The sequence below is a fragment of the Protofrankia sp. CiP1_Cm_nod1 genome, from assembly GCF_920888515.1.
Lineage (GTDB): Bacteria > Actinomycetota > Actinomycetes > Frankiales > Frankiaceae > Protofrankia.
Map to the genome: position 1 here is coordinate 1 of NZ_CAKKTM010000086.1, position 16,008 is coordinate 16,008.

Consider the following 16,008-nt stretch of genomic DNA (forward strand, 5'->3'; position numbering starts at 1 on the left):
CCGCCGAGCCGGGCTCCCCGGCGCCGCCGGCCGCCGCTCCCGGCGGCGTGCCACCGGCGCCACCGGCAACCATGGCCCCCGCCGGGGCGCCGGGAGGGTAAGCCCGGCCGCCGGCCGGAAGATTCGATCATGTCCATTTGACACCCCCCACCCCGCGTCTTGTATGGTGAAGACACACCGACGCGGGGTGGAGCAGCTCGGTAGCTCGCTGGGCTCATAACCCAGAGGTCACAGGTTCAAATCCTGTCCCCGCTACCAAGTAAGTTCATAATCCAGAAGCCCTCTCGCCAGAAAATGGCGAGAGGGCTTCTGGATTTTTGTCGACAGGACTCTCCGCGCCCTTGTAGTAGAGCTCGGTGTCGCGCATCACACTCTCGGTGATCTGCTGGCGTGCCGTGTCCCAGCCGTCGCGCGGGATCGGCTGCGTCGAACAACCTTTACCCTGTCCCGCTACCAACGCTGCGGATTGGCCGCCGCCGGACTCGCCGCGCTCCATGCCGAGTACCCGGCCTGTCCTGTCACGCCCTCGGCGGCCACTTCCACGACTCCGAGTCCCTCCGGGCCGCTGCCGGCGCCGACGGCCCAGGTAGCTACCAGCGGCGCCACACGACATCTGCTTGCACATCACCGCCAGGGGGAGGCTGACTGACGCACGACGCTCGGCAGCGGCCCCGTCGCGTACGTCTCCCGCGAGACCGAAATGATCACATGCACCGCGTGGCCTTCCACGGTTTGTTCTGGCTCCTCAGGCCACTGCGGCGACTGCCGACAGCGTAGAACGTCGTCGAATTTTACCTATTCGTCTTAGAAGTGGATACAAGAAGGATGTTATTGACACCTCCGCGGAGCGTCAGCCATCCTGGTGTCAGGATTATCGAAGTTGCATCTGTTTCTGAGGCAGGCTGGTTGCACATGACACGAGCGATCCCCCCTTCGCTGGCGCCTGTGCTGGAGCAGCTGGAGCTGGAGGAAGCGGATCTGGTGACGACAGCGCGGCTTGACGATCTGGTCCGCGCGGCTGGTATCCGCACGGCTACCCGGACAGTCGCGGCCCGGCTGCGTGAGCGTGGCTGGCTGTTGCCGACTGGCCAGCGCGGCGTGTGGGAGTTCGCTCCGGCAGCGGTGGCCGGTCCTTACAGCCGCGGCGGGCACACCCGCCTGCTGCGTTCGGTCCTCGCTCGCAGCGAGGTCGCCTGTGGCCTGACTTTCCAGGCAGCCGCGTGGGCGCTCGGCCTGGCGGACCGGGCCCCAACGCGTGTCGAGGTCACGGCGGTGAGTGAGCGTGATGCCCGCCGGTTGCCCGATGGCCTCGACGTGTCGGTGTTCGCGCCCAGGCTCGACTACCAGCGAGCGAAGGGGGTGCCAGTGCTGCACCCGGCGAGCGTACTGGTACATATGGCCACGAATCCGACTCGTGTACGCTCATGGTCCAGCGCACTCGAATGGCTTCCGGACCTGGTCGCGGAAGTTACCACTGACGACGTGCTTGTCGAGTTGGGCAGGCGTCCATCCACGGTCGCCAGCCGATCGGGCTATCTACTCCAGGGGCTGCGTCCCGACGTAGCCGAGCAGATCATCGGGCCTTCGACGAAGACGTGGTTCGGCCCACGCCGCAAAGTTGTCCGACACGACAGCCGCTGGCAGGTGGCCGACACCCTGCTGCCCTTCGACCCACGAAAACTGGAGTCCGTCACATGAGCAGTGGACTCATCGCGGTTACGATCGGTTGGATCGGTCGGCACACCCCACCAGGCGCTGGGGTCGACGGCCGTGACGCTGCCGTCATGGACATCGCCCAGGACCTGCTTCTGCGTGATCTGCACGGGCGGGGCAGCCTCGACGAACTGGTCTTCTGAGCCTGTACTGACAGGCTCAAGTGGCATGACGAGACTTCTGCGGTAGGAGTGTGAAAGCTGTGTGGGTGGGTTTCTAGTCGAATTTCACCGAGCCGCAGGTGAGGTTCTGTGGGGGTGGGGTCAGGGGTGACTGGCCGCGGGCGATCAGGCGGGTGCCGGAGAAGTCGTAGAAGGTGGTGCGGCCCTGATAGCTCCTGCCGTCGGTGCTGGTGCCCGTCCAGATCTCGATCGCGGCAGTTGGTGACTGCGTGCGGTGGCAGCCCCATTTCGCCGCGTTCCGCAGCGAGGCGCCGTAGGGCAGCGACGCCTGCTGCCCGTCGAGGGTGACCAGCCGCAGCCGGGAGTCGACGTACCGGAAGACCGTTGCCGCCTGTAGCCCGGCTCCCCGGTCGACCCGGACGAACACCTCCGCGTGCCCGTCCCGGTCCGCGTCGACCGAGCCGAGCACCCCCTGCACCGTCAGATCCGGATTGCCCTCGAAGGGAACCTCGTCGGTACGGCCGGTCGCGTAGCGGACCAGGAGTGTGCCAGCGGCGGGAAGTGTGATCGAGTCAGCGCGGCCGTCGCCGTCGACATCGCCGTCCCGCGCCGGGGACGCGCTGGCCGTCGCCGTCGCGGGTGACGTCGCCGGTGACGTGACGTGCTGCGTCCCCGTCCGGTTGCTGTCGGACGACTTCGAGACATGCGACGACCGTCCGCCGGACGAGCGGCTGCTACCGCTGCTGACGTTGCAGCCCGTCGTCAGCAGGATTGCCGCGGTGACCGCCAGGGTGACGGGGACAGCAAAAGGCACGGACACACGCATGACGCCCCCACGGCTGTAAAAGCTTTCATCCGGTATATCCGCTGACTCGGATGAATGCGAGGCCGTCGTGCCGTGGCAGGCCTGTCCGGATATCGACAGGGTAAAATCGCCGTCAGCCTGTTGAGATTCCGTGAATACCGCCGGGGCGCGGTGACGCGCCGGCCGGTTTTCAGGTCCGGTGACAAGGGCGGGACGGGTCGTTGTGCCGTCACGCCGCGTCCCGCTGGTTCAGGTGCCGGGGGTGCGCCAGGGGCTTGCCGGGCGCAGCAGGTCGGCCGAGCGCAGCAGCACCTCGGCGAGCATGCGGGCCTCCTCGGGCGTGAGATAGGCGGCGGCGAGGGCGTCGAGCATCGGGGCGTCCAGGCGTAGCAGGATCACCGGCGCCTGTCCCGCGGCGGCCGGTGGCTCGGGCCGGACCGTTATCTCCGCCTGACCGATCCGGGTGATCAGGACCCCGTCATGCGGATCGTGATGAACCAGCGCCATGGTCATCCACTCCTCCCGAACCGAAGCGGTTCCGGCTGTCGCACATGTTGGACTCTCGTCCACTGGTACTGGTTGCTCCGGTCGGACGTCGGTTTTCCGACCGCGGCCGCGGGAAAAGCATGATCGCCGGGGTGCTGGTGCGCCGGTGCCGTCCGGAGCATGGTGCCACATTGTGGCCCTAAAAGTAGCCATCTGGACACGCAGTTGAATACAGGCGAGAAGGGTGCCGATCGCAATCAACGATCAGAAGCGATATCGCTACTTTTCGTCTACCTGTGGAGGGGTCGAGATGACGCCGAGTTCTGGAGAGCCCGCTGCCGACGCGCCGGATGACGGCCGCTGTGATACCTGCCATCCCGCCCTCCTGCGCGGTCTGACCATGCCACGCACGTCCGCGCGCCGGGGGGCCCACCGGCGCCCGGCCCGGCCGGCGGCGGGCCGCGGCGGGCTCGGGCGGCGGGAGTTCCTCGGCCTGGCCGGCCTGGGCCTCTCCAGCGCGCTGGCCGGCGGTGGTGCCCTGCTGGCGGCATCATGCGGCAAGGAACGCCCCGTGGCGCCGCCGCTGCCCCCGGAGCCGAGCCCGCTGCCGGAACGCGGCGTCGCCGAATACTGGAACGGCCGGACGCAGGCCGGCCACTTCGACTTCGCGAACTGGCCGCTGTACATCGACACCTCCCCGGGCCGGCCCGACAGCCATCCGACGCTCGACGTCTTCACCAGCGCGACCGGTATCACGGTCTCCTACCGCGAGGTCATCGAGAACGACGAGTCGTTCTACGCGGGGATCCGGCCGCTGCTGGAGGCGAGCCGCCCGACCGGCTACGACCTGATGGTCATCCCCAACGGGCAGGTGCTCGCGGACCTCATCCGGCGCAACCACCTGGCGCCGCTGGACGCGGGCCGGCTGCCGGCCTTTCTCGCCAACGCCGACGAGAGCGTGGCGAATCCCTCCTACGACCCGAACAACCGGTTCACGGTCGCCTGGCAGTCGGGGATCACGGGGATCGCCTACGATCCCAACCGCACCGGCCGGGAGATCAGCAGCTTCCGTGACCTGTTCGACCCGGCCTTCGCCGGCCGGGTCGGGATGTTCGGGGACGTCCGGGACCTGCCGAACTTCACCCTGGTGGGCATGGGGATCACGCCGGAGGCCTCGACGCCGGCGGACTGGCGGAAGGCCGCGGAGCTCCTGCGCGGGCAGCGGGACGCCCGTATCGTCCGCGACTACTACCAGCAGGATTACATCGAGCCGCTCAGGAAAGGGGACATCTGGCTGTCCATGGCCTGGTCCGGGGACATCTTCCAGGCCAATTCCGAGGGTGCCGGCCTGCGTTTCGTGATTCCCACCGAGGGCGGCATCCTGTGGACCGACAGCATGTGCATCCCGGTCACCGCGCCACATCCGGTGGACGCCATCACCTTCATGAACTTCGTCTACCAGACCGACATCGCCGCGAAACTCGCCGAGGGCATCAACTACATCACCCCCGTCCCGTTCTCACGGGATAAGATCATCCGGGACGCGGGCACCGCCAGCGGCCCCACGCAGGCACAGCTGGTCGCCACCGCCGACAGCCCGCTGGTTTTCCCGGTCCGTTCGGATCTTTCCCGGCTGCGGCGCTACCGCGTCCTGAGCCGGCTCGAGGCCGTCGAGTGGAACAGCCTGTTCCAGTCCGTCTACCAGCCCTGACGACCCACCGAATGTGACGACCCACCGAATGCGACGACCCACCGAATGCGACGACTCACCGACTGTGATGATCCGCTGGCTGTGACGGCCTGCCGGGCAGGGCCGGCGCAGGCCCGGATCCGGATCTGGTGCCGGGCCCGGATCAGGTGCCGGCGTCGGAGCCGGCGTCGGCGTCGAGGGCGGCTCGCAGCGCGTCCGACAGCGTGTCCACCTCGGCGAGGCCGACGACCAGCGGCGGGCAGAAGGCAAGGGTCGACGCGCCGATCGGACGGACGATGACACCATGGGTGAGCATGTGGTCGCGTATCGCGGTGGCATCCACCCCGGCTGGCAGGTCGACCGCCCACATGGCGCCGCGGCCGCGCACGTCGGTGAGGCCGTGCGTCCGCGCCACCGAGCGCAGGCCGGCCGCGAGGCGGTCACCTATCGCGGGCGCCCGGCCGATCAGGCCCTCGGACTCCAGCAGGCCGATGTTGGCGAGCGCGGCCGCGCACGCCGCCGGGTGCCCCGCGTAGGTGCCGCCGTGCCGCAGCACCACATCCGGGCGGGTCAGCGGTTCGTGCACGGCGGGCCCGAGGAGCACGCCGCCGAGTGGCTGGTAGCCGCTGGTGACGGCCTTGGCGAAGGTGACGATGTCGGGCCGGACGCCGAAGTGGTCCGCGCCGAACCAGTTCCCCAGCCGCCCGAAGCCGGTGATCACTTCGTCGAGGATGAGGAACACGCCATGGCGGTCGCACAGCTCGCGCAGCCCGGTGAGGTAGCCCGGCCGCGGCGGGTGGACGCCACCGGCGCCGATCACCGGCTCCGCGATCACCGCGGCGGCCCGGCCGTGGCTGTCGGCCAGCACCGCGCCCACCGCGTCCAGGTCGTCCTTGTCGACCTGGACGACATCGCCGACCCCTGGGCCGAATCCCTCCCGGTTGGCCGGCAGCCCGGTCAGGGTCATCCCGCCGTAGGTGACGCCGTGATAGCTCGGGGAGCGGCTGATGATGATCGTCCGCTCCGGCCGGCCCGCGAGGGCGTGCGCGAGACGGGCGATCTTCACCGCGCTGTCCACCGCCTCGGACCCGCCGTTGGTGAGGAAGACCCGCGCCTGTGGCATGGGCGCGAGCGCGGCGAGCCGCTCGGCGAGCGCCTCGGCCGGGGCGTTGGTGAACCGCTCGAAGAGATGGAACGCGTCCAGCTCCCGCAGCTGCGCCGCGACCGCCTGGATGATCTCTTCGCGGCCGTGGCCGACCGCGCAGTGCCACAGGCCCGCCATCCCGTCGAGGTAGCGGCGGCCGGAGTCGTCCGTGACGTATGCGCCCCGGCCGGAGACGATCCGCAGGAACGACCCCGCGGGCGCCGCCGGACGCGCGAACGGGTGCAGCAGCGGCCCCGGCTCCGCCGGTTCCCCCGTCCTGGGAGGCGACTGGGCAGGGTGCGGCCGGGCGCGGGAGCCCGGCTGGGCGGGGTGTGACGCGGGCGCGGGGCGTGGCATGCAGGCAAGTAGCGCACGTCCCGGGCAGCGTCGCAACAGCCCCGTCGTTCCAGGCCCGTCGTTCCGCCGGGCGCGTGGCGGGGCTCGCTCGGAGGGCGGCGGGACAACGCCGTCCCCGCCAGGCCCGTCCCCGCCAGGCCCGCCCGCATCGGGGGGCGAACCGGGAACAATCATGATTTGTTCTACCGGATACGCCCGGAAATAATCGGTAGTCCGTAAGCAACAGAAATCCTGTAAGCGGTGGAAATCCTCCCGGAGTTCTTCATCCGTTATGGAGCTGGCATTTCCGGGACGGCTGTCGGTGCGGGTTCCCGCACTTCGCGCCAGGCCGGTGGCAGGACGGTCCTGTCTTTCGCGCGTCAGCTGTGGACCGGGCCGGCCGGTGCCGGGCGGGCTACGCTTTCCCTACCGGGCGCCGGTGGTCCGAGCGGCCCGGTCGGGTCCTCGCGATTTCCGGATTCCCAGGTCACTGGGCGGAGGCGAGGTCACTGGGAGGGGGCGCAGCACATGGCCGGAACAGCATCCGAACCGAAGGATGGCATCCTGCCGGCCCGCCGTGACGAGCGGGTGGCCGCCCTTACCGAGCGTGAGGAGCTGCGGCTACAGGAGCGCACCCCGGGCTCACGGGCGATGCACGACCGGGCGGTGCGCTCGATGACGAGTGGGGTCCCGTCGTCCTACCAGGCCCGTGATCCCTGGCCGATCTACCTCACGCACGGGCGCGGTTCCCGGGTGTGGGACGTCGACGGCAGCGAGTACTGCGACTTCCACAACGGCTTCGGCTCGATGGTGCAGGGGCACGCGCACCCGGCGATCGTCCGGGCGGTGCGGGAGCGGATCGGGCTGGGCAGCCATTTCGCCATGCCGACCGAGGACTCCCTGATCGTCAGCGAGGAGCTGGCACGCCGTTTCGGCCTGCCGCAGTGGCGCTACGTCAACTCGGGCTCGGAAGCGACCATGGACGCGATCCGGATCGCCCGGGCCGTCACCGGGCGTGAGACGATCATCAAGATCTTCGGCTCCTATCACGGCCACCACGACTACGTGATGGTCTCCATCGGCACCCCGTACGACGAGATCGGCCCGCCCGACAACATGGCGTCCCTCGCCTATGGCGAGGGGATACCGCGGGCCGTCGTCGACCTGACCGTGCCGGTGCCGTTCAACGACGCCCCGGCCATGGAGCGGCGGATCGAGGCGCTCGTCGCCGACGGGCGGCCACCGGCATGTGTGATCATGGAAGCCGCGATGATGAACCTCGGGGTGATCCTGCCCGAGCCCGGCTACCTGGAGGCCGTCCGGGAGATCACCCGGCGTCACGGCATCGTACTGATCTTCGACGAGGTCAAGACCGGGCTGTGTGTGGCGCCCGGGGGAGCGACCGAGCGGTTCGGCGTCCGGCCCGACATGGTCACCCTGGCCAAGGCGCTCGGCGGCGGTCTGCCCTCCGGCGCCCTCGGCGCGACCGCCGAGATCATGGAGGTGGTCGCGTCGGACCGGGTCAAGCAGGTCGGGACGTTCAACGGCAACCCGCTGACCATGGCCGCGGCCCGGGCGAGCCTGCTGGAGGTCCTCACCCCGCAGGCGTACGCCCACCTGGACCGGCTGTGTGAGCTGCTGATCGCCGGCTGCGACGAGATCCTGCGCCGGCACGGGCTGCTCGGCTACACGGTCGGGATCAGCTCGAAGGGCTGCGTCCACTTCACCGACGCGCCGATCCGCGACTACACCTCGTTCATGGCGCACCAGAACGCGGCGCTGCCGGAGCTCGCGTGGCTGTACAACGCCAACCGGGGCGTGCTGATGGCGCCGGGCCGGGAGGAGGAGTGGACGCTGTCGGTGCAGCACACCGAGGCCGACGTCGACCGCTACCTGGACTCCCTGGACGCGCTGGCCCGCGATATCACCTCGTGACGGAATGTCACCTCATAGCGGAATGTCACGGCCTGGCGGGATGGCATCTGCTGACGGACTGTCACCACGTGGCAGGCGGGCGCCACCCGCTGACGAGCACCGCCGGGCCATCGAGGGGACCTCGGGCGCGCGGGTGGCCCGGCCGGCCGCCCGGGAGCGCCCGGGAGTGCCAGGGGGCACGGCGGGGGATACCGGGGGAGGCTGAGGATATCCGAAGGACTTCCTGAGAGGCGGCTCAAGGATGACCGGGGATATGACGCTCAAGGGATATTTCGGTATGATTTCTGCGTCAAATCCTTCTGACGGGGACGTAATCCGTGGTCTAGTCTGCCTGTCAGTGGCCTTCTCGCGCCCGGGGATTCCGCGACCGGCCGAAGAACGCGCGGCCACAGCTCTTCTCGCGCGCTCGGAGCCCGGCCGGGAACCCGGTGCCGACGCCAGCCGGCAATCCGGTCGACGCCGGCCCGGCCCCAGGTCCGTTCGATCCATATCGGCTACCGGAGTGTGCGTATGGACAGGATTCTGACGAACTTCATCGGCGGTACCAGCGTCCCGGCGGCGGGCGGCCGCACGATGCCGCTGGTGAACCCGTCCACCGCGGAGGTCTTCGCCGAGGCGTCCCTGTCCGGCCCGTCCGACGTGGACGCCGCGGTCCAGGCGGCCGGGCGCGCCTTCGAGTCCTGGCGCGACACCACGCCGAGCGAGCGGGCCAGGGCCCTGCTCAGGCTGGCCGACGCGGTTGAGAAGCGCGCCGCGGACCTCGTCCGGGGGGAGAGCGAGAACACCGGCAAGCCGATCGAGCTGACCATGAACGAGGAGATCCCGCCAATGGCGGATCAGATCCGTTTCTTCGCCGGTGCCGCCCGGCTGCTCGAGGGCCGCTCGGCCGGGGAGTACCTGGCCGGTCACACCAGTTTCGTCCGCCGGGAGCCGGTGGGGGTCTGCGCGCAGGTCACGCCGTGGAACTACCCGATGATGATGGCGGTGTGGAAGTTCGCCCCGGCGATCGCCGCGGGGAACACCGTGGTCGTCAAGCCGTCGGAGACGACGCCGGTGAGCACGCTGCTGCTCGCCGAGATCGCCGCCGAGTTCCTGCCGCCCGGCGTCCTGAACGTGGTGTGCGGGGACCGGGACACCGGCCGGGCGCTGGTGGCCCACCCGCTGCCCGCGATGGCGTCGGTGACCGGCAGTGTCCGGGCCGGCATGGAGGTCGCCCGGTCGGCTGCGGACTCCCTCAAGCGGGTCCATCTGGAGCTCGGGGGCAAGGCGCCGGTCATCGTCTTCGACGACGTCGACGCCGAGGAGGTGGCGGCGGGGATCGCGGGCGCGGCCTACTTCAACGCCGGCCAGGACTGCACCGCCGCCACCCGGGTGCTGGCGGCCCCGGGCGTCCATGACGATCTTGTTGTCGCCCTCACCGAGCAGGCGCGGGCGACCCGGACGGGGCCACCGCAGGAGCCGGCGGCGGCCTACGGCCCGCTGAACAACCTCGGCCAGCTCGGCCGGGTCCACGGCCTGGTGGAGCGCAGGCCGTCGCACGCCGAGGTGCTCACCGGTGGGGAGCCGCTGGATCGGCCCGGGTTCTTCTACCCGGCGACGGTGGTCGCGGGCCTGCGCCAGGACGACGAGATGATCCAGAACGAGATCTTCGGCCCGGTCGTGACCGTCCAGCGCTTCAGCTCCGAGGACGAGGCGGTGGCCTGGGCGAACGGGGTCGAGTACGGGCTCGCCTCCAGCGTGTGGACGCGTGACCACGGGCGGGCCATGCGGGTCGCCCGCCGGCTCGACTTCGGCTGTGTATGGATCAACACCCATATTTCGCTGGTGGCCGAGATGCCGCACGGCGGCTTCAAGAAGAGCGGTTACGGGAAGGACCTGTCGATCTACGGTCTGGAGGACTACACCCGGGTCAAGCACGTGATGAGCAACATCGAGTTCTGACCGGTTCGGGCTGTCGGAGGCCGGCCGGGGGCCGTGACGGTGCCACGGGCGGGCATCCCGCACCGCACCGCACCGCACCGCACCGCACCCGGCCGACCTGTGATGAATGGTCGGAGGACGGCCATGGATGAGATCCGTACTCGTAGGGCGCATGACCTGATCGGCCTGCCGGGCGACGGCCGGGACGGCCTGCCGGGCGACGGCCGGGACGGCCTGGCCAGGGCGGTGGACAGTGCCAGGGCGGTGGACGGCGCGGATGCGGCGCGAGCCGTCCGGTCGCCGGTTCCGTCGCGTTATGCCACCCGATACGTGATGGTGCACGGATATCGAAGGGCCTATATACGGGCGGGGCGCGGCCCGGCGTTGCTGCTCGTCCACGGCATCGGGGACAACTCGCAGAGCTGGCGTGGCCTTGTTCCGCTGCTCGCGCGGGGGCGGACGGTGATTGTGCCGGACCTGCTCGGTCACGGCGAGTCCGACAAGCCGCGCGGGGACTATTCCATCGGCGGATACGCGTGCGGGATGCGTGACCTTTTGACGGTGCTCGGTATCGACCGGGTGACGGTGGTCGGCCATTCCCTGGGCGGCGGCATCGCCATGCAGTTCGCCTACCAGTTCCCCGAGCGTTGCGAGCGGGTGGTACTGGTCTCGACCGGCGGGGTGTGCCCGGATCTGCATCCGGTGCTGCGGGCCATGGCGACCGCTCCCGGATCAGGACTGGTGCTTTCGCTGGCCACCGCGTCCTCGCTGCGCCAGGTCGGCTGGGCGGTGACCCGGACGTTGCGCTGGCTGCGCACCGATCTGGGCCGGGACGCCGACGACCTGATGCGGATGTTCGACAACCTGCACATGCGTACCGCCCGGGCGGCATTTCTGCGGACGCTGCGCGCCTCGGTGGACGGTCACGGCCAGGCAATCACCATGTTGGACCGTTGCTATCTCGCCGCCGGAATGCCATGTATGATCATATGGGGTGAGCGTGACGCGGTGATTCCGGTCGAGCACGCGCGGATCGCGCACGCGGCGATGCCCGGCAGCCGTCTGGAGATCTTTGAGGGTGCCGGACATTTCCCCCATCACAGCGATCCGGAGCGCTTCCGGGCGGTACTGGAGGACTTCCTGGCTACCACCCGCCCGGCGACGTACTCCGCCCGGCAGTGGCGGGACCTGTTGTGCTCGCGGGGACGGGTGGGGCAACAGCCCATCCGTGACCGGGACATGGCCGGGTGCCAGTGACCGTCGACGGCCGGTTCACCGGTGGCCGGCCCGGCCGCCGCCGGCGGGGCGATGACGCGGACGGAGGCGGATCTGCCTGGCCACAGGGCCAGGCCGGGGCCGGTCGGGGCCGGTCGGGGCCGGCTGGGGCCGGGAACCGGATGACCGAACCACGGCGAAGAAGGTGAGCCGGAAACGAAGATGCGTCGACGGCCCCGTGGCCGGCGGTGAACACGCGGCGGTTGTCGGTTCAGGTTGTCGGCGTGCCACTCGTGGGCATCGTCTTGTCAGGAGTTGTGTTTGAGTCGTACCCGCAACGGTTCATACTGGTGACAGCCTCGCGCTGTTCCCGGGCATGAACAGCCGTGGGCCGGTTGGTCCAGGGTCCGTGATCAGCCAGGTATGATGGCCTGCCTCGACGCCGCCGCCGGCCATCACGTCAGATCGTCAGATCGTCAGATCGTCGAGACAGATGCCACTTCTATGTTCCAACCCGGTGTCGTATTGGGTCGTTGGCGCCCGCTATCGTGGAGTTCGTCGAGCGCGGTCATGCCAATATGGCCTATCCTTGTCGTAGTAACTGGAAGTCAGAGATATATCGGAGGTCGACCGTTGGCACGTCGTGCACGTCTGAGCTGGCCAGAAGAGCGTCGCCAAGCAAGTGAGGTCGTCGTCCGCCGGGTGGACCCCGGTCGCGGCTGGACCCTCGAGCAGGCCCGTGACCTGGTACGGCAGGGCTACTCTGTCGAGCATGTAGCGGAACGCACAGGATTTCCGCCGCAGATGTTGAAAGTCGCCGAAGTCGCCGCCGAGGAGTGAGCCGGCCGGTCACCATCCGCTTCGGCCGCGAAATAAGCACGCTCCGCGACGCCTATAGCGGCAGGCTCCGGCGGGGTGCGCCGAGCCGGCGGAGTGGGGAAGCGCCGAGCGCCGTACCGACGTCCCAGGCCGTCACCCTGCGGAGCCTGGCAGCGACCCAGGGGGCGAGGCCTTCCGGCAGCGTGTAAAAAGCACGGCCACGTCGCTTTTGACCTGCTGGATTGCGTCGGCATCCGTGGTCCGCCCCTAATGTGCGGGCCCGGTGATTTGCGCCGGTCATTCCACCAGCGAGGATGATTGATCGTCCTCATCCGACCGCCTGACGTCGACGTCGACGTCGACGTTGTCCGCGTCCGTGCTTGCCGTACCGCTGCCCGTGGCGCGAACAAGCCGGCCGAGGTGGTCCGAGTAGACGCCGTCCAGGCCGAATCCCACCAGCCGGTTCAGCGTCCCGGACGTCTGCGCGTGCCAGCCGAAGGCGAGCAGCCCGCCGGCGCGTACCACCGGCACCATCGACGCGGTCCACTCGTTGGCCCGCAGGTTCAGCACCGTGGCACCAGCCGCCGCGGCCTCACGCACGTACGCGTCCAGCCGGTCGTCCGGCCGGCTGTCCGGGAGGGCACCGCGACCGCCGCCGCGACCGCGGAAGCCGGCCTCCCGTGCGGACGCGGAGTTGACCAGCCGTACCGGCCCCGGCCCGGCAAGCTCGTCGAGCGACCGCCAGTGACGGATCGCCGGCAGGCTGCCGCACAGCCACAGCCGTTCCGCCGTGCCCGCGGCCCGGGCCACCGCGGCGACGGCCACGGCGGCCCGTCCGATGGCCGACGGGGGATCCTTCAGGTCCAGGCTGAGCTCGAAGTCGCTGCCGCAGGTGGCGTAGAGGTCGGCCAGAGCGGGCAGCCAGGCCGGTAACCGGGCCGCCGGCAGGTCGCCGATCCGGCGGCGGCGGCCCGGGGGGCCGAGCACGCCGTCGTGATGGAGCACCGGGACGCCGTCGGCGGTGAGCCACACGTCCGACTCCAGCCCGCCCGCGCCGCCGGCCAGCGCCCGGCTGAACGCCGCCAGGGTGTTCTCCCGCCGGAAGCGGCCCGGCGCGCCCCGGTGGGCGAACCCGATCACGGCCCCGGCGGGACGGGTCACCGGACGGTGGGCCGGGCGGGCTGGTCGAGAATGCCCAACGCCCGGCTGTGCAGGCGGCCGTTGGTCGTCAGGATCGAGCCGCCGCCGGGCCCACGGCGTCCGGACAGGTCGGTGAAGGTGCCACCGGCCTCCTCGACGATCACCTGGAGGGCGGCCATGTCCCAGAGGGAGACATCGGGCTCGCAGGCGAGGTCGACAGCGCCCTCGGCGACCATCATGTGGGACCAGAAGTCGCCGTAGGCGCGGGTCCGCCACACCGCGTCGACCAGGTCCAGGAAGGGCGCCAGCCGCCCGGCGGCCGACCAGCTCTCGATCGAGGCGAAGGACAGGTAGGCGTCGGCCAGGTCCGCCACCGCGGACACGGCAAGGGAGCGGGTCTCGCCGACCGCCGTGCGGGTGTGGGCGCCCCGGCCGCGGGCCGCCCACCAGCGCCGGCCCATCGCGGGGGCGCTCGCCACCCCGACGGTGACCTCGCCGTCGACCTCGAGGGCGAGCAGCGTCCCCCATACCGGCACCCCGCGCACGAAGTTCTTGGTGCCGTCCACCGGGTCGACCACCCAGCGACGCCGGGTGTCGGCACCGATGAGCCCCTGCTCCTCGCCGAGCACCGCGTCGCCGGGCCGGGCCTCGGCCAGCCGCTCGCGGATCATCGCCTCCACGGCGGTGTCGGCGTCGGTGACCGGGGTGGCATCGGGTTTCGCCTCGACGCGCAGGTCGACGGCCTGGAAACGGGCTAGTGTGATCGCGTCGGCGGCGTCCGCGAGGGCGAGGGCGAGGGCGAGGTCGTCACCGATCGGGTGCCCGGTGGCCGCGTCCCCGTCGACGGTGGGCCGGGTGCCGCCGGGAGCCGGCTGTTGGCCTGGTCCCGGCAGGTCCGTCCCCACGGCTCCCAGAGTGTCTGTTCGGGCGACGTCTGTTCGGGCGGCATTGGTCACGCGGGGAGCCTACCCGCGCGCGCCTTCACCCGGGCGGAAGGCGGCCTTCGTGAACAAGGCCCACCAGACGTCGCGCGGGCGGCGACGCTACCACGGACGGCCTGTCGCCCCCTCCGCCACCCGAGTCAGCCGGCACCTGGAGCGTCAGCTATGTAACCATACGCATCCGCACGAACGCAGGCGCATGTCGATGGGCGCCGGTCATCGCTGAAGATCAGCGCGAGTTTGTCATTTTATACGCTTATACGACAAAAAAGCGTACAAAACGACAAACTTACGCGCCGATTATGGTTTGCGCGGGCGGTCACGGACGGGATGCGCGCCGCTGGGACGGCGTCCCGGGGCGGCCGGTATCGGGGCGGCCGGTATCGGGGAGGACAGCCGGGTTGGCTGGGGCCGGGGGATTTCGGTGACCGCTGGGGCCCGGTACTGGGGACGGCCGGGCTTGGCCGGGGCTGGGGCCGGGGGATTTCGGTGACCGCTGGGGCCCGGTACTGGGGACAGCTGGGCTGGTCGTGGTCGGGGCCGGGCGGTGTGACGGGTCGGCGCCGGCGGATCTCGATCGTGGTCGTCTTGCCGGCGCGGTCCGGGTGGCCGGGCGTTATGACGGGTCGGTGCCGGAGCGGGCGGCGAGCAGCCGGCGCAGGCTGGCCAGCCGGGCCGGGTCCGCCTGGCCGTCCGCCACCGCCTCGTCGAGCGCGCAGTCGGCGAGGCCTGCCAGATGGGTGCAGCCGCCGGGGCAGGCCGCCGCGGCTGGCGCCAGATCGGGGAAGGCCCGCAGCAGCCGGTCGGTGGAGACCGCGCCCAGCCCGAACGAGCGCACCCCCGGGGTGTCGACGACCCAGCCGCCGCCCGGCATCGGCAGGGCGATCGCCGCGGACGAGGTGTGCCGGCCACGGCCGGTGACCGCGTTGACCGCGCCGATCGTCTGGGCGGCGTCCGGCACCAGCCGGTTGACCAGCGTCGACTTGCCCACCCCGGAATGGCCGAACATGACGCAGACGTGGGCCGCCATCAGGGCGGTCAGCCCGGACAGGCCGGCGTCCGGCCTGGTGGTCACCATAGGTAGGCCAAGTGGCGCGTAGAGTGCGCGCAGGGGTGTGTCGTCGGCGAGGTCGGCCTTGGTCAGGCACAGCAGCGGCTCCAGGCCGCCGTCGTAGGCCGCGACCAGGCAGCGGTCGATCAGCCCCGGCCGCGGCGGCGGGTCGGCGAGGGCGCAGACGATGACCAGCCGGTCGGCGTTGGCCACGATCGGGCGTTCCACCGGGTCGGTGTCGTCGGCGGTACGCCGCAGCACGCTGCGGCGCTCGGCCCGCCCGACGATCCGGGCAAGGCTGCCGGCCCGGCCGGAGATGTCCCCGACCAGGGCGACCTCGTCGCCGACGACCACACTGGTCCGGCGCACCGAACCCCCGCGGACGGCGGCCACCAGCGCCCCGCCAGAAGCGGACATGGACGCGGATGCGGACGTGCCGCCGCTCCCCGGCCCCGGCCCCGGTGCCGGCCCCGGCGGCGGCTGCGCTTTCGGACGTGGTCGTGGTCGCGGCTCCGGTGACGTCCCGGCGACATGGCAGGTGTAACGGCCTCGGTCGACCGCCACCACGGTCGCCGTCACCGCGTCGGCGTGGTCGGGCCGGTCCCGGGTACGCGGCCGCGACCCGCGGCCGGCCCGCACCCGGACGTCGTCCTCGTCGAGTTCCCGCGCCATTCAGGCGCGCACTTCGGGG

13 protein-coding genes and 1 tRNA gene are annotated in these 16,008 nt (G+C 70.6%); 7 read left to right on the forward strand and 7 right to left on the reverse strand.

Going from position 1 to position 16,008, the window contains the following annotated elements; translation table 11 throughout:
• Window positions 1-181: 181 nt before the first annotated feature.
• Window positions 182-258, forward strand: a tRNA-Met gene (locus tag NBX02_RS04485).
• Window positions 259-265: 7 nt separating this feature from the next.
• Here NBX02_RS04485 and NBX02_RS04490 read toward each other — a convergent pair.
• Window positions 266-496: a hypothetical protein gene (locus tag NBX02_RS04490; protein WP_250290117.1), complete on the reverse strand. Its 231-nt coding sequence runs from the start codon at window positions 494-496 to the stop codon at window positions 266-268.
• Between the two features lie 416 nt (window positions 497-912).
• On the opposite strand from NBX02_RS04490, the gene NBX02_RS04495 reads away from it, so the two are divergent.
• Together NBX02_RS04495 and NBX02_RS04500 are read left to right on the forward strand one after the other, a co-directional pair.
• Window positions 913-1,698: a type IV toxin-antitoxin system AbiEi family antitoxin gene (locus NBX02_RS04495; protein WP_250290120.1), complete on the forward strand. Its 786-nt coding sequence runs from the start codon at window positions 913-915 to the stop codon at window positions 1,696-1,698.
• Window positions 1,695-1,856 (forward strand): hypothetical protein, encoded by a 162-nt coding sequence (locus NBX02_RS04500; protein WP_250287558.1) that lies wholly within the window; start codon window positions 1,695-1,697, stop codon window positions 1,854-1,856. Before NBX02_RS04495 ends, NBX02_RS04500 begins: the two co-directional genes overlap by 4 nt.
• 73 nt (window positions 1,857-1,929) lie before the next feature.
• On the opposite strand, the gene NBX02_RS04505 is transcribed toward NBX02_RS04500, so the two are convergent.
• Window positions 1,930-2,649 carry a hypothetical protein gene (locus tag NBX02_RS04505; protein ID WP_250290122.1) on the reverse strand — a complete coding sequence of 240 codons (720 nt, stop codon included), beginning with the start codon at window positions 2,647-2,649 and terminating at the stop codon, window positions 1,930-1,932.
• A 240-nt stretch (window positions 2,650-2,889) separates the two neighbouring features.
• Window positions 2,890-3,147 (reverse strand): hypothetical protein, encoded by a 258-nt coding sequence (locus tag NBX02_RS04510; protein ID WP_250287562.1) that lies wholly within the window; start codon window positions 3,145-3,147, stop codon window positions 2,890-2,892.
• Window positions 3,148-3,526: 379 nt separating this feature from the next.
• On the opposite strand from NBX02_RS04510, the gene NBX02_RS04515 reads away from it, so the two are divergent.
• Window positions 3,527-4,837 carry a polyamine ABC transporter substrate-binding protein gene (locus NBX02_RS04515; protein WP_250290124.1) on the forward strand — a complete coding sequence of 437 codons (1,311 nt, stop codon included), beginning with the start codon at window positions 3,527-3,529 and terminating at the stop codon, window positions 4,835-4,837.
• A 142-nt stretch (window positions 4,838-4,979) separates the two neighbouring features.
• Here NBX02_RS04515 and NBX02_RS04520 read toward each other — a convergent pair whose 3' ends face one another.
• Window positions 4,980-6,317, reverse strand: a complete 1,338-nt coding sequence (locus tag NBX02_RS04520) for an aminotransferase class III-fold pyridoxal phosphate-dependent enzyme (RefSeq protein ID WP_250281809.1) — start codon at window positions 6,315-6,317, stop codon at window positions 4,980-4,982.
• A 507-nt stretch (window positions 6,318-6,824) separates the two neighbouring features.
• Between NBX02_RS04520 and NBX02_RS04525 the strand changes: the two genes are divergently transcribed.
• From NBX02_RS04525 to NBX02_RS04535, 3 genes are all read left to right on the forward strand, one after another.
• Complete coding sequence (locus NBX02_RS04525; protein ID WP_250281807.1) at window positions 6,825-8,231, forward strand: aspartate aminotransferase family protein; 1,407 nt, start codon at window positions 6,825-6,827, stop codon at window positions 8,229-8,231.
• Between the two features lie 510 nt (window positions 8,232-8,741).
• A complete protein-coding gene (locus NBX02_RS04530; RefSeq protein ID WP_250281806.1) occupies window positions 8,742-10,172 on the forward strand; it encodes a gamma-aminobutyraldehyde dehydrogenase in 1,431 nt (476 codons plus the stop codon).
• A gap of 123 nt (window positions 10,173-10,295) precedes the next feature.
• Window positions 10,296-11,408, forward strand: coding sequence for an alpha/beta fold hydrolase (locus NBX02_RS04535; RefSeq protein WP_250290126.1), 1,113 nt, complete (start codon window positions 10,296-10,298; stop codon window positions 11,406-11,408).
• 1,074 nt (window positions 11,409-12,482) lie between these two features.
• Here the strand turns inward: NBX02_RS04535 and NBX02_RS04540 are convergent.
• The 3 genes from NBX02_RS04540 to rsgA form a co-directional block, all read right to left on the reverse strand.
• The gene (locus NBX02_RS04540; RefSeq protein WP_250290127.1) at window positions 12,483-13,346 is read right to left on the reverse strand and encodes a glycerophosphodiester phosphodiesterase; all 864 of its coding nucleotides are present in this window, start codon (window positions 13,344-13,346) and stop codon (window positions 12,483-12,485) included.
• On the reverse strand, window positions 13,343-14,140 hold the full coding sequence (gene hisN, locus NBX02_RS04545) for a histidinol-phosphatase (RefSeq protein WP_250281817.1): 798 nt from the start codon (window positions 14,138-14,140) through the stop codon (window positions 13,343-13,345). The genes NBX02_RS04540 and hisN overlap by 4 nt, the downstream gene beginning before the upstream one ends.
• A 742-nt stretch (window positions 14,141-14,882) precedes the next feature.
• Window positions 14,883-15,989, reverse strand: a complete 1,107-nt coding sequence (rsgA, locus tag NBX02_RS04550) for a ribosome small subunit-dependent GTPase A (protein ID WP_250290128.1) — start codon at window positions 15,987-15,989, stop codon at window positions 14,883-14,885.
• Window positions 15,990-16,008 lie beyond the last annotated feature (19 nt).

What these genes read in the sequence shown, in the direction of transcription:
- NBX02_RS04495 (WP_250290120.1), top strand. Translation starts at nt 913, where the DNA reads ATGACACGAGCGATCCCCCCTTCGCTGGCGCCTGTGCTGGAGCAGCTG.
- NBX02_RS04490 (WP_250290117.1), bottom strand. Translation starts at nt 496, where the DNA reads ATGGAGCGCGGCGAGTCCGGCGGCGGCCAATCCGCAGCGTTGGTAGCG.
- NBX02_RS04515 (WP_250290124.1), top strand. Translation starts at nt 3,527, where the DNA reads ATGCCACGCACGTCCGCGCGCCGGGGGGCCCACCGGCGCCCGGCCCGG.
- rsgA (WP_250290128.1), bottom strand. Translation starts at nt 15,989, where the DNA reads ATGGCGCGGGAACTCGACGAGGACGACGTCCGGGTGCGGGCCGGCCGC.
- NBX02_RS04500 (WP_250287558.1), top strand. Translation starts at nt 1,695, where the DNA reads ATGAGCAGTGGACTCATCGCGGTTACGATCGGTTGGATCGGTCGGCAC.
- NBX02_RS04510 (WP_250287562.1), bottom strand. Translation starts at nt 3,147, where the DNA reads ATGGCGCTGGTTCATCACGATCCGCATGACGGGGTCCTGATCACCCGG.
- NBX02_RS04530 (WP_250281806.1), top strand. Translation starts at nt 8,742, where the DNA reads ATGGACAGGATTCTGACGAACTTCATCGGCGGTACCAGCGTCCCGGCG.
- NBX02_RS04535 (WP_250290126.1), top strand. Translation starts at nt 10,296, where the DNA reads ATGGATGAGATCCGTACTCGTAGGGCGCATGACCTGATCGGCCTGCCG.
- NBX02_RS04525 (WP_250281807.1), top strand. Translation starts at nt 6,825, where the DNA reads ATGGCCGGAACAGCATCCGAACCGAAGGATGGCATCCTGCCGGCCCGC.
- NBX02_RS04520 (WP_250281809.1), bottom strand. Translation starts at nt 6,317, where the DNA reads ATGCCACGCCCCGCGCCCGCGTCACACCCCGCCCAGCCGGGCTCCCGC.